Source organism: Microbacterium sp. 5K110 (assembly GCF_005774735.1).
GTDB lineage: Bacteria > Actinomycetota > Actinomycetes > Actinomycetales > Microbacteriaceae > Microbacterium.
Genome location: NZ_VBUM01000096.1, coordinates 1 through 12,766 on the forward strand (window position 1 = coordinate 1; position 12,766 = coordinate 12,766).

A 12,766-nucleotide genomic window follows, 5' to 3' on the forward strand; every position below is an offset into this window, starting at 1 on the left:
CCCCCGCCCCGGCCGACCGCACGATGCTCGTGACGTTCGGTCGCCACGGCGCCGCGAAGAACGCCCGGGCCGCGATCGACGCCCTCGCCCTCCTCCCCGCCGATTCCGGCATCGAGGTGGTCTACGTCGGCGACCTCGACCCCGCGCTCGAGCCCCACGCCGCCGCGAAGGGGATCGCTCCCGGCCGCATCCACTGGCTCGGCCGCGTGAGCGATACCGAGCTCGCGGAGGCGTTCTCGCGCGCGGCGGCCTTCGTCTGGCCCTCGCTGCACGAGGGGTTCGGTCTCCCGCCCCTCGAAGCCCAGCGGCTCGGTACCCCGGTCCTGGCATCCGACATCCCGATCAACCGTGAGATCCTCGGTGATTCCGCGCGGTACTTCCCGGCGACGGATGCCGCGGCCCTCGCCGCCCTGTTCAACGAGATCGCCCGCGACCCGTCGCTGCGCGCCGACCTGTCGCGCCGGAGCCTCGCCAACGCGGAGGACTTCACGTGGCGCCGGGCCGCGGAGCGGTGGAGCGCCCTGATCGACGCCCGCGTGGGCTGATTCCCCGCCGCCGGGGTCGGCGGGGCACAATCGAGGGGTGAACATCGGCTTCGTCGTGACGACCCTGGGGCGCCTCGACCCCCTCCGCGCCCTCCTCACCTCGCTCGAGGGTCAGCTCCGCGGCGGCGACCACGTCGTCCTCGTCGCGCAGGGCGCCCAGGACGACGTCGCGGCCCTCGCGGCCGAGTTCTCCGGGCGCGGTGTCCCGGTGACCGCCACGACGTCGGGTCGCGGGGCCTCTCTGGGCCGCAACACCGGTGTGGCCGCGCTCCCGGCGGGCGACGCCGTCGTGACGTTCCCCAACGACAACACCACCTACCCGCCCGGCACCGTCGATGCCCTGCACGCCGCCGTCGACGACCCCGCGTTCCTCGCCGGCGGGTTCACGTCGTGGGACGAACGCGGTCCGAAGACGACGCTTCCCGCCCCCGGCACACCCCTCGACAAGTACAACGTGTGGGCCGTCATCGAGATGGGCATCCTGATGCGCCGCTCGCTGTTCGACGCCGTGGGCGGCTTCGACGAAGACCTCGGCCCCGGATCCGCGACCCCCTGGCAGGTCGCCGAGGGCACCGACCTGCTGCTGCGCGCGATGACCCACGAGCCGCGCCTGCTACGGGAGTTCCGCTGGCTCCCCGCCGATGTCCACGTCGACGGGATCTCCACCGGCTTCGGACTGTCGGATGCCGAACGCCGGCGGAAGCTGCGCGCCTACGGGCGCGGGACCGGCCGGGCGTTCGCCGTCCACGGCTACCCGCTGTGGTGGCGTGCGGCCTTCACCGGCGCGGGATTGCTCTACGGCGTGCGGAACCCGAAGCCGATCACCCTCGCCGACGGCTGGCCGATGTTCCTCGGCCGCCTGGAGGGCGCGCTCGGGCGCACCCTCGGTCAGGCACGGATGGTGTCCACGACGCGCTGAGGCTCCGCGGGGCGGACGAAGCGCCGCTGGTAGGCTATGGAAGTGTCTTCGAGAGTTCTGATCACCGGCGGTGCCGGCTTCATCGGGTCCCATCTTTCCGAGCGTCTGCTCGACGAGGGCCACGAGGTCATCTGCGTCGACAACTTCTTCACCGGGTCGCGCCGCAACGTCGAGCACCTCTTCGCGAACCCGCGCTTCGAGCTGATGCGCCACGACGTGACGTTCCCGCTGTACGTCGAGGTCGATCAGATCTACAACCTCGCGTGCCCCGCCTCCCCCGTGCACTACCAGCACGACCCGGTGCAGACCACCAAGACGAGCGTCATGGGCGCGATCAACATGCTGGGGCTCGCCAAGCGCTTGCGCGTGCCGATCCTGCAGGCCTCGACCTCCGAGGTCTACGGCGACCCCGCCGTGCACCCGCAGACCGAGGACTACTGGGGCAACGTCAACCCCATCGGCACCCGGTCCTGCTACGACGAGGGCAAGCGCGCCGCCGAGACGCTGTTCTTCGACTACCGCCGTCAGCACGACCTGGCGATCAAGGTCATCCGCATCTTCAACACGTACGGCCCGCGCATGCACCCCAACGACGGACGCGTGGTGTCGAACTTCATCGTGCAGGCGCTCCGCGGCGAGCCGATCACCATCTACGGTGACGGATCCCAGACACGCTCCTTCTGCTTCGTCGACGACCTCGTCGACGGCATGGTGCGTCTCATGAACACGGGCCACGAGGTGACCGGCCCCATCAACGTCGGAAACCCGGGCGAGTTCACGATGCTCGAGCTGGCCAACGCCGTCCTCGAGATCACGGGCAGCTCGTCCACCATCGAGCACCGCCCACTCCCCCAGGACGACCCCAAGCAGCGCCAGCCCAACATCGATCTCGCCCGCCGCGAGCTCGGGTGGGAGCCGACGGTGGCGCTACGCCCGGGCCTGGAGCGCACGATCGAGTACTTCCGCGGAGTTCTCGCCACCGCCTGAGCGTGCCGCCCGCGCACCCGTTGCGCCCCATCGGAGGCCCCTGATGCTGCAGTCCCTGCGTTCGCTGTGGCGGTCGGCGCGCGATCGGCGCGCTTTCCGCCCATTCGTGGCCGGGTTCGACCGGCTGTGGTGGGCGCGCGCCATCGAGCGGGCCGACCTCGTCGATCTCGACTATGTGGGGGCGCAGACCGGCCGTGATCTCACGGCGCGCGCGGCGATCCGACGCTACGTCGGCGGCGGATACCGAAACGGCTTCCGACTGAACCCGCTCTTCGTGGACTCCGCGGTGGGCGATCACCTCCCCGAGGCTTGGCGCGTCCCGGCCCTGTACGCGTACGTCATCGCCGATCCACGGGGGCTGCAGGTGAGCCCCCTGTGGGACGCGGTCGCCTACGGCGAACGGCACCCTGACGCGTGGGACGTCCCCGGTGGCCCCGTGGCCCACGCGTGGCACCAACGCCGGCGCGACTCTCTCCCATTCGGCCCTGACGCGGCCCCGTCCCCGGCTCCCTGGGACGTCTTGAACGACGTCATCGCGGATGCCGCGCACCGCGCACGAGTCGGTGGCGAGGTCCCCGCACCGGCGGGCACGGTCCCTCTGGATCGCGAGCTCCTCATCGCGCTGGGCCCCGAAGAGTGGGACTTCGACGAGTCGATCGCCGAGGCCGTCGCCTTCGCCGCGGTCCCGGGGCAGGGAGCGGCGATCGCCGTCCTGGACGGCCGCGCGGAGGACTGGACGCTCGCGCGCATCGCTGCGGCTTCGACGGATCGCATCCGGGTGAGTCGGCGACGGCACGACGACCCGTCCGCGGCGCTGGACGAGCTGCGTCGCACCTCTCTCGCGACGGTCCTGATCATTCGGGGACCGAATCAGACGCTCACCGCCGCCGACGCCGCGGTCTTGGCCGACCGGGTGGAACGCGATGCCCCCGGGACGTTCCTCGCGCCGGTGTGGCTCGACGGCGACGGCACGATCGCCGCGGTCGGAGCCACCGCCGAGGGGCGTCTTCTCGCGGGTCACCCGGCGGAGGATCTCGCGGCACTCCTCGACTCCGGCCCGACGTGCGAGGTGCCCGCCCTCGCGGGCTCCACGTTCGCCGCGCGCCGTAACGACCTCCGCGCGGATCTGCGTGGCCCGGATGCCGCGACCTTGGCGTCGGCAGAGGGGCGCGCATGCGTGTCCCTCGATCTGTTCACTCGGACGCGGTCACAGGTCGCTGCCGCGCAATTGCCGCCGATCGCCGAAGACGCCGGAGCCCTGCTGCAGCGCGCCGGGTGGGATCGCATCGATTCCGGGCCCTCCCCTCGTGTCCGCCGGCCCGTCCGCGAGACGGTCCTCGCGGACGGCTCCCGCGTGCCCGTCCTGCGGTGGGCCCTGCGCACCGCCGCCCCCGTGGGTCCGCGAGCCGAGGGATGGGGCGACACCCACTTCGCGCGAGCCCTGGCCGCCGCACTACGGCGCCTGGGCCAGGAGGTCGTCATCGACGCCTACGCGGCGCGCGACCGCGCGACCCGCCACCTCGACGACGTCACCGTGGCGTTGCGCGGACCGGAGCCCCTCGAAGCGTCCCCGTACGGCGTTTCACTGCTGTGGATCATCAGCCATCCAGATCAGATCGGTCCCGCGGACGTCGCCGGTTTCGATGCCGTCTTCGCCGCTTCCGCACCGTGGGCGCGCCGAGCTACGGCCGAACTCGGCGTGCCGATCTCGGCGCTGCTGCAGTGCACGGACTCCACGCGGTTCCACCCCTCCGGTGCACCGCGCACGCATGACATCCTGTTCGTCGGCACCGCCCGCGGCATCCTCCGGCCCTCGGTGGTGGAGCCCATCCGCGCCGGGATCCCGGTCACCGTGATCGGCCCCGACTGGCGCGGGTGGATCCCCGCCGAACGCATCGCGGCGACGGGCGTCGGGAACGACGCACTGCCGGGGCTGTACGAGCGCGCGGGCGTGGTCCTCAACGACCATTGGCCCGCGATGCAGGAGCGCGGATTCATCGGCAACCGCCTGTTCGACGTCGTCGCCGCGGGTGGTCGCGCGATCAGCGACCGCGTCGACGGCATCCCGGAACTGTTCGAGGGTGCGGTGCGCACGTACGACGAGATCCCCGAGCTGATCGCGATGCTTTCGGGTGACCTCGACGCCACCTTCCCCTCCGCCGAACAGCTGGCGCGGATCGGTGAGCGCGTGCGCGCCGCCCACTCTTTCGACGCGCGCGCGCGGACCCTCCTCGATGCGGCGCTGACGGCGCGCGGACGGGGTCCAGGCGGCGGGGCGACGGCGAGGGGACTGGCATCATAGAATCCATGCCCTCCGAGTCCCCCGCGCTGCGTCCGCGCGGCCTCGGACTCCTCTGGTCGTCCAGCCTCGTCCGCTATCTCGTCATGGGCGGGCTCAGCTTCGCGTTCGATTTCGGATTGCTGTGGGCCCTCCACGACCTCGCCGGCGTCCCCCTGGGCATCGCGACCCCGACGGCGTTCCTGGCGAGCTTCGTGGTCACCTACACGCTGCAGCGCCTGTTCGCCTTCCGCGCGAGCGACGCGGTAGCTCCCAGTGTCGTCCGCTACGCCCTTCTGGTAGGTGCCAACACCCTCCTGACCACGGGGATCGTCGCTCTGAGCGACGGTGCCGGATGGTCGTGGATGGTGGGCAAGGTCATCGCCGTGGCAGTGACCACCGTGGGCAATTACTTCGCGTACCGTTACTGGGTCTTCGCCCGACCGAAAGGCACCCCCTCGCATGTATAAAGGCGCGTCGATCGCGGCAGTCGTCCCCGCGTACAAGGAAGAGAAGATGATCGCGCAGGTCATCGAAACCATGCCTTCCTTCGTCGACCACATCGTGATCGTCGACGACTACAGCCCCGACGACACCAGTGCGGCCGTCCGCGCCGTCGGCGACCCCCGCGTCACCCTCATCCGGCACGAGGTGAACCAGGGGGTCGGCGGTGCCATCATCACCGGTCACCGCGCCGCGCTCGACCTGGGCAGCGATGTGAATGTCATCATGGCCGGCGATGCTCAGATGGATCCCGACTACCTGCCCGCACTCCTGGACCGCGTGGTCGAAGATGGATACGGCTTCGCCAAGGCCAATCGGTTCTACTCGCCCGAGTCCTTCACCGGGATGCCGGGATACCGGGTGTTCGGCAACATCGCGCTGTCGTTCATCACGAAGCTGTCATCCGGGTATTGGAACCTGTTCGATCCCCAGAACGGGTACACCGCCATTCGTTCCGACGCGTTGCGACGGGTCCCCCTCGATCGCGTCGCCAAGCGTTACAGCTTCGAGAACGACCTGCTGATCCACCTCAACATCCTGCAGATCTCCGCCGTGGACGTGCCGATCCCCGCCGTGTACGGCGACGAGGTCTCCAGCATCCGGTTGAGCAAGGTCGTACCCGAACTCGTGCACCGCCTCACCGTGGGGTTCTGGCACCGGATCTGGTACCGCTACGTGCTCTGGTCGTTCTCGCCGATCGCACTGCTGCTCTTCCTCGGCCTGGCCTTCCTCGGCTTCGGCGCGATCGTGACGATCTGGCTGTTCTTCCAGATCCTCGGCTCAGCCATCGCCACCGCCGCGACCGTCATGCTGGCGGCCCTCCCCCTCATGCTGGGGACGCAATTGCTGATCAGCGCACTGCAACTCGACATTCAGGCGACCCCGTCGACGCCGGAGTTCACACCGTTCGACGGATCCTGAGCCCACCGGGCGTCGGCGTGTGCGGGGCCGACCCGCGGCGGGTCGTGCTCAGGCGTGGACGGCGGTCCGGACGAGTCGTCCGCCCTGTGACGCCGACTCCAGCGAAGCCTCGACGACGCGCAGCACATGGACGGCCTCGCGCATCGTGGACAGCGTCGTCGGCAGCCCGTTGACCGCGTCTCGGAAGGCCTCGAGTTCGGCGCGCAGCGGCTCGCGCTTGGCGAAGGCGAAACGCGTGACGTCTCCCTCGGAGACGCCGCGGAAGGTCGACACCGACTCCCACTCCAACGCCGCGGTACCGTTTCGGTGCAGCGTCAGGTCGGCCGTAGCGGTGTCGGCGATGAACGTGCCGCGCTCGCCCGTGATGACGGTGACCCGCTCTTTCATGGGGCTCAACCAGTTGATGAGGTGGTTGACCACGGCTCCGTCCGACAGGCGACCCGCGATCGTGATCATGTCCTCGTGCGAGCGCCCGCTCTTGAACGCGGTCTGGGCCGAGACCGCATCGTACGAGGACTGCGCCACCCAGGCGGTGAGATCGATGTCGTGGGTGGCGAGGTCCTTGGCCACACCCACGTCGCCGATACGCGCGGGGAAGGTGCTCTGGCGCCGCGTGGCGATCTGATAGACATCGCCGATCTCGCCCTCCGCGAGCCGCGCGCGGAGCTGCTGCAGCGCGGGGTTGAAGCGCTCGACGTGACCGACCGCGCCCACCAGGCCGCGGGCCTCGAAGAGGTCGGCGAGTGCCTCCCCCTCTGCCGAACTGTCGGCGATGGGCTTCTCGACGAGCACGTGGATGCCCGCGGATGCCAGCGTCGACGCCGCCGATGCATGGAAGCGCGTCGGCACGGCCACGACCGCGATATCCAGTCCCGCTGCCGCGAGCGCGTCGACGTCGGGCAGGACGTCCATCCCCGCCGCGACCCCGTGGGTATCGCCCGCGGGATCGGCCACGGCGACGAGCTGGATGCCGTCGATCTCGCGCAGAAGCCGGGCGTGATGGCGTCCCATCATGCCGAGGCCGAGCAGGCCGGCGCGCAGGGGCGCGGTCATGCGCCTGCTCCCGCGACGGTGGCCACGGCGGTGATGATGCGCTCGAGGTCAACGGGACTCAGCGAGGGATGCACGGGCAGCGAGAGGACTTCGCGCGCGGCACGCTCGGTCTCGGGCAGGTCGAGGCCGGGAGCGAAGTGCGCCAGCGACGGAAGACGATGGTTGGGGATGGGGTAATACACCCCGCTGCCGACCTGGTGCTCCTCGCGGAGCGCTCGGACGAAGCCGTCGCGGTCATCCGCCACGCGGATCGTGTACTGGTGGTACACGTGGTGCGCGCCCTCGGCGACGGCGGGGGTGGCCACGCCCGTGAGGTGGGCGTCGAGGAACGCGGCGTTACGACGACGCTGCGCAGTCCAGGCGTCGACCTTCGTCAGCTGGACACGGCCGATCGCGGCGTGCAGGTCGGTCATCCGGGCGTTGAAGCCGACGACCTCGTTCTCGTACTGGCGCTCCATGCCCTGGTTGCGCAGCAGGCGCAGAGCACGTGCGACCTCGGGGCTCCCCGCGGTGACCATTCCGCCCTCACCGCTGGTCATGTTCTTCGTCGGGTAGAGCGAGAACATCGCGAAGGCGCCGAACGTGCCGACCGGACGATCGTGCAGGCGCGCACCGTGCGCCTGGGCGGCGTCCTCGAAGATCAGAAGCCCGTGGCGGTCGGCGACGGCCTGAAGGGATGCCATGTCCGCGGGATGACCGTACAGGTGGACCGGCATGATCGCGCGCGTCCGGGGCGTCACCGCGGCCTCGACGCTCGCGGCATCCAGGGCGAAGGTGGCCGGATCGATGTCGGCGAAGACGGGCGTCGCACCGGTGAGCGCGACAGAGTTCCCCGTCGCGGCGAACGTGAACGAGGGGACGATGACTTCGTCGCCGGGCCCGATGCCCGCAGCGAGAAGGCCCAGGTGCAGACCGGACGTCCCCGAGTTGACCGCGACCGTCTCACGGCCGTCGACGAAGTGGTCGGCGAACTCGCGTTCGAAAGCGGCCACTTCGGGGCCCTGGGCGATCATGCCGCTGCGCAGCACCCGGTCGACAGCGGCTCGCTCGTCATCTCCGATGAGCGGTTTGGCCGCGGGAATGAGATCAGGCACCGGTGTCCTCCTTGAGTGCTCCGTCGGTCTCGATGAATCGGGAGCCCGTCTGCGGGCAGATCCACCCGTCGCCGTCCTGTTCGAGGGGCAGACCCGCCGGGCCCACCCACCCGATGCGACGCGCGGGCACGCCCGCGACGAGTGCGAAGTCGGGCACGTCCTTCGTCACCACCGCGCCGGCCGCCACGGTCGCCCAGCGGCCGATCTCGACCGGGGCGACACAGGTCGCGCGTGCGCCGATCGAGGCACCCTGACGGACGGTCACGCCCACCGGCGTCCAGTCCGAGGCGGACTTCGGCGACCCATCGGGATTCACCGCGCGCGGGTACGTGTCGTTGGTGAAGACCACCGCCGGGCCGACGAACACACCGGTCTCCAACCGGGCCGGTTCATAGACGAGGGCGTAGTTCTGGATCTTGGATCCGTCGCCGACCTCGACGCCGGGGCCGACGTAGACGCCGCGACCGATCACGCAGTCGCGACCGATGGTTGCGCCTTCGCGCACCTGCGCGAGATGCCAGACCGAGGAGCCGTCGCCGATACGGGCTCCGCTGACGTCGGCAGACGGATCTATGCGGGCGGGACGCGACGGCGCGGCGCGTGAGAAATCATTCGGCACGGGAAACCACTCTAATGAGCGAGGCCCCTCGCTCCAGCGAGACGCCCCGGGGCGGGGATCAGTCTCGTCCCCTGTCGGCGATCGTGACCATCGCGGCGACTGTGCCGACGGTCACGTCCTGACGTGTCTGGACGGTGAACAGCGCCGCCTGCGCGAGCCCGTGGCTGCTTGGCTCGCTCACACCGGCCGCGTTGGCATTGACGTAGTACTGTCCGGCGCCGAGGTGCACCTGGGCGACCCGGAGATCGATGCTGACCGGTCCGCTGATCGGGTCGAGGCGGTGCTCGAGCAGCTCGGTGTTGGAGGCCAGCACCATGTGTCCGAGGGGCGTATCGATGCTGAAGCCCAACTCCCATTGCTCGATAGGCTTCATCGAATCCACGTGCACACGGATCGTCAGGGGGTCACCCTCCTGGACGACTTTGGTCCGGCTTCCGTCGTCCGCGAGGAGCTCGACGCGCTTGACCTGGATGGGGTGGACAGTCTGCTCGGGGGGCGCCTCGCCGACGCGGCGACCCTCGAGCACATCGCGCAGCGCGCCGATCGCCTCGCGGGTCTCGCCGTCGAACACCACCGCACCGTCCTTGAGCACGATTCCGCGGTCGCACAGCTCCGCGACCTGCTGAGCGGAATGGCTCACGAGGATGATCGTCCGCCCCTGTGCACGGAACTCGGCGATGCGATCCATGCACTTGCGTTGGAACGTCTCGTCGCCCACCGCCAAGACCTCGTCGACCAGGAGGACGTCGGGGTCGGTGTGGATGGCGACGGCGAAGGCCAACCGAACGTACATGCCGGAGGAGTAGAACTTCACCGCCGTGTCGATGAAGTCGCCGATCCCGCTGAATTCGACGATCGCGTCGAATTCACGGTCGATCTCGTCCTTGGTCATGCCGAGGATCGACGCGTTCAGGTAGACGTTCTCGCGACCGCTCAGGTCGGGGTGGAATCCCGCCCCGAGTTCGAGGAGAGCCGCCATGCGCCCTCGGGTCTCGACCGTGCCGACCGAGGGCGAGAGGATGCCGCCGATCAGCTTGAGCAGAGTGCTCTTGCCCGAACCGTTCGCCCCGAGAAGGCCCACCGTGGTGCCCGCCTCGATAGTCAGGGACACGTCGTCCACGGCGACGAAGTCGCGGCGGAACGACTTGCCGAGTCGGCCGAGGTGCACCACGCGGTCTTTGAGGCTGTTGTCCTGGCGCACCCGGAAGTGCTTCGACACCGCGTTCAGGCGCACGATGTCGGGGGCGGTCGTTGCGATATCCGTCATCACAGCTCCTGAGCGAAGTTGCCCTGCATCCGCGTGAACACGCGGTGCGAGATCACCAGCAGCACGAGACCGATCGCACCGGCGATCAGCATGCGCAGGGCGAGGTTGGCCGGATAGTCCTCGGGGGTTCCTGCGCCCCAGAACGCACGATGGAATCCCAGGACCGCGATGGTCAACGGGTTCGCGGCATAGACCTCGAGTACCCACTCCGGCAGGGAGAACCGCGTGATGACGTCCTGCACCATCTTCCAGGAGTAGACGATCGGCGCGCCCCACATCGCGAGCATGAGGACGACCTCGGTGAGGTACTGGATGTCTCGGAGGTAGACGTTCAACGCCGACAGGAGGAGGCCGATGGCCAGACCGTAGATGGTGATGAGGATCACCGAGGGGAAGAACCACAGCATCTCGACCGGTTCCGGCAGAGCCCGGAAGATGAGCGCAGCCACCAGCAGCACCCCGAGTTGCACGAGGAACATGAATCCGGCCCCGCCGATGCTGGCGAGCGGGAAGATCTCGCGCGGCAGGTAGATCTTCTTGACGAGGCCGCCGTTTTGGAGGATGGACCCCGTGGCGCCGAACACCATGTCGTTAAAGAACACGTAGAGGGTCAGTCCCGAGAAGAGGTAGACCGCGAAGTTGTCGATCCCCTCCGCAGCGCGGAGGAATTGCCCGAGGACGATGAAGTACATCAGGAATTGGATCAGCGGACGGATGACCGTCCAGAGGAATCCGAGGAAACTGTCGCGATAGCGCGCCTGCAGATCCCGTCGCACGAGCAGATTGAGCAGGTCGCGGCGGGCGTAGATCTCTCCGATCTTCCCGAACCGTCCCGTCGTACGCCGACCGCGCGGATCCACGACCGCGTACGGCTCGGTGGAGATCCGGGCGAACCTCGCCTCGGTCTCTGCACTCATCGCTGTCATCCTTGTCGTCCCGTCATCGCCTCTTACGTCGTCCTACCCGCACCACTGCCTGGATCCATCGCCCGGGTCGCCGGGATGGATCCATCAGACGGCGCAGGCGGTGCACCGTGCCCATGTGGTTGACCCGCATGTACATCCGCAGGAAGTCGGCGCCTGACCCGGTACCGACGAATCCCGCGTCACGGAGGCGATCAATCTTCTCGTGCGCATAGCCCGGAATCGTCGCCGACATCTCGTCGAGCTTGAAATCCAACGCCGTGTGGCTGACCGCCGCGTAGTCGGGTGCGACGATCGTTCGCGAATGGAATCCGAGCTCGCCCGCCGCGTAGGAGGGCATGCGTTCAAGGATATGCGCCAATCCGCCGTCCTTGTACGCCTCCCTATCGCCGAAATCGGCATAGCGCCACTCCCGCTCGACCAGCAGGCGCAGAGCCGCAGGACGGGCGAAGAACATCGAGCCGTAGGGAGCCAGCGGCGAGACGTCGTCCAACGGGACGCGGATGCCCATCTCGTCCGCGAGGCGCTCGAATCCGGGTTTGTTCGCCCACCACGCGCGACCGAGCGTCGGGTAACCGATGTGAATCATCGGAGGGAAGGCCAGGCCGAGCCCCTCCTCGCGCTGGAAGAGACCGAGCACGCGCGAAGAGTGCTCCCGGTCGTGCAGGAGGTTGAGGAACTGCTGTTCGCGGAAATGCGTTCCGACGTTGTAACCGTCCTGCGGTGTCTTCTTGCTGTGGAGCTTCACGACGACGTCGTAGCGGCCGGGCGACAACACGTCGCGGCATCCGATGAGGAAGGCACTCTGGTCGCGTCCGTCGTTGGACTCCACGACGCGTACAGATACCTCGCCCCGTTGTCCCGGAAGCCGGGCGATGTGCGATCGGATCCGCTCGGCCCGCTCCGCGTCGGGCGTGGTGACCACGAGGTCGTAGGGCACCGGGAGCGTGTCGGCCCGCTCGAGGATCTCCGGCGTCATCTCGTCGTAGAAGATATGGGCGATCACGACGACACGCAGCGGCGCGGCCGGATCGTACGGTGAGTGATCGGGACCGATGACGTCCATCAGACCGGCATCGGCGTTGAGCACCTTCGGAGCGACATTGCGCGCGAGATTGCTCAATGCCAACGGGGTGGGATAGCCGCCCTCGGCCGCTGCCTCCAACGCCCACCGGCCGATCACCGCGTGGCGGTCCAGGAACGGCGGGGAGTGGAAGAACACCCGGCGCTTGAGCGTCGGGCACCCGTCGCCGATCAACGCTTCGGGAGCGAGCAGCGAGGCGTTGACCGACCCATAGACCTCCGAAGCGAAGGCGACGCTGCAGACGAATCCGGCCTCGCGGAACGCGGGAGTGAAGACGATCTCGTGCGTGAGCACGGCATCGCGGTATTCGCTCATCTCGGGGAGGTCGCGCCAGTACCGCGCCCAACGCTCCGAGGTGAACATCGAACGGCGCACCGCGATCCAGAACGACTGCAGGTGATGCGGCACGCCGGCGGAGCCGGTGAACGGATGCCACTCCTCGGCGGCGTGGTCGGTCATGCCCCAGAAGTCGATGTCCTGCGCGTCCATCCGCTCGAACACCGGACCGTACGGCCGCACCGGACCGAACCACGTGTCATTGGTCAGAACGACCTCATCGAACTCCGACAACC

The 12,766-nt window shown here is 68.9% G+C and carries 12 protein-coding genes; 6 read left to right on the plus strand and 6 right to left on the minus strand.

The window, feature by feature from the left end; genetic code table 11:
- The 6 genes from FE256_RS15630 to FE256_RS15655 all read left to right on the plus strand — a co-directional run.
- Positions 1-545: glycosyltransferase (locus FE256_RS15630; RefSeq protein WP_138177506.1), on the plus strand; the 545-nt coding region annotated here is incomplete at its 5' end.
- Between the two features lie 37 nt (positions 546-582).
- Positions 583-1,464 carry a glycosyltransferase family 2 protein gene (locus FE256_RS15635; RefSeq protein ID WP_138177508.1) on the plus strand — a complete coding sequence of 294 codons (882 nt, stop codon included), beginning with the start codon at positions 583-585 and terminating at the stop codon, positions 1,462-1,464.
- A 42-nt stretch (positions 1,465-1,506) separates the two neighbouring features.
- Positions 1,507-2,451: a UDP-glucuronic acid decarboxylase family protein gene (locus FE256_RS15640; protein ID WP_212743535.1), complete on the plus strand. Its 945-nt coding sequence runs from the start codon at positions 1,507-1,509 to the stop codon at positions 2,449-2,451.
- 43 nt (positions 2,452-2,494) lie between these two features.
- Entirely contained in the window at positions 2,495-4,753 is a 2,259-nt protein-coding gene (locus tag FE256_RS15645) for a glycosyltransferase (RefSeq protein WP_138177512.1), read from the plus strand.
- A 5-nt stretch (positions 4,754-4,758) separates the two neighbouring features.
- Positions 4,759-5,199, plus strand: a complete 441-nt coding sequence (locus FE256_RS15650) for a GtrA family protein (RefSeq protein ID WP_138177514.1) — start codon at positions 4,759-4,761, stop codon at positions 5,197-5,199.
- The gene (locus tag FE256_RS15655; protein WP_138177516.1) at positions 5,192-6,154 is read left to right on the plus strand and encodes a glycosyltransferase family 2 protein; all 963 of its coding nucleotides are present in this window, start codon (positions 5,192-5,194) and stop codon (positions 6,152-6,154) included. The genes FE256_RS15650 and FE256_RS15655 overlap by 8 nt, the downstream gene beginning before the upstream one ends.
- A gap of 48 nt (positions 6,155-6,202) precedes the next feature.
- Here FE256_RS15655 and FE256_RS15660 read toward each other — a convergent pair whose 3' ends face one another.
- The 6 genes from FE256_RS15660 to FE256_RS15685 all read right to left on the minus strand — a co-directional run.
- Positions 6,203-7,207: a Gfo/Idh/MocA family protein gene (locus FE256_RS15660; RefSeq protein WP_138177518.1), complete on the minus strand. Its 1,005-nt coding sequence runs from the start codon at positions 7,205-7,207 to the stop codon at positions 6,203-6,205.
- The gene (locus FE256_RS15665; RefSeq protein ID WP_138177520.1) at positions 7,204-8,301 is read right to left on the minus strand and encodes a DegT/DnrJ/EryC1/StrS family aminotransferase; all 1,098 of its coding nucleotides are present in this window, start codon (positions 8,299-8,301) and stop codon (positions 7,204-7,206) included. The genes FE256_RS15660 and FE256_RS15665 overlap by 4 nt, the downstream gene beginning before the upstream one ends.
- The gene (locus tag FE256_RS15670; RefSeq protein ID WP_171024372.1) at positions 8,294-8,920 is read right to left on the minus strand and encodes an N-acetyltransferase; all 627 of its coding nucleotides are present in this window, start codon (positions 8,918-8,920) and stop codon (positions 8,294-8,296) included. The genes FE256_RS15665 and FE256_RS15670 overlap by 8 nt, the downstream gene beginning before the upstream one ends.
- 58 nt (positions 8,921-8,978) lie before the next feature.
- Entirely contained in the window at positions 8,979-10,187 is a 1,209-nt protein-coding gene (locus FE256_RS15675) for an ABC transporter ATP-binding protein (protein WP_171024373.1), read from the minus strand.
- A complete protein-coding gene (locus FE256_RS15680) occupies positions 10,187-11,104 on the minus strand; it encodes an ABC transporter permease (protein ID WP_138177522.1) in 918 nt (305 codons plus the stop codon). The genes FE256_RS15675 and FE256_RS15680 overlap by 1 nt, the downstream gene beginning before the upstream one ends.
- 22 nt (positions 11,105-11,126) lie before the next feature.
- Positions 11,127-12,766: rhamnan synthesis F family protein (locus FE256_RS15685; protein WP_138177524.1), on the minus strand; the 1,640-nt coding region annotated here is incomplete at its 5' end.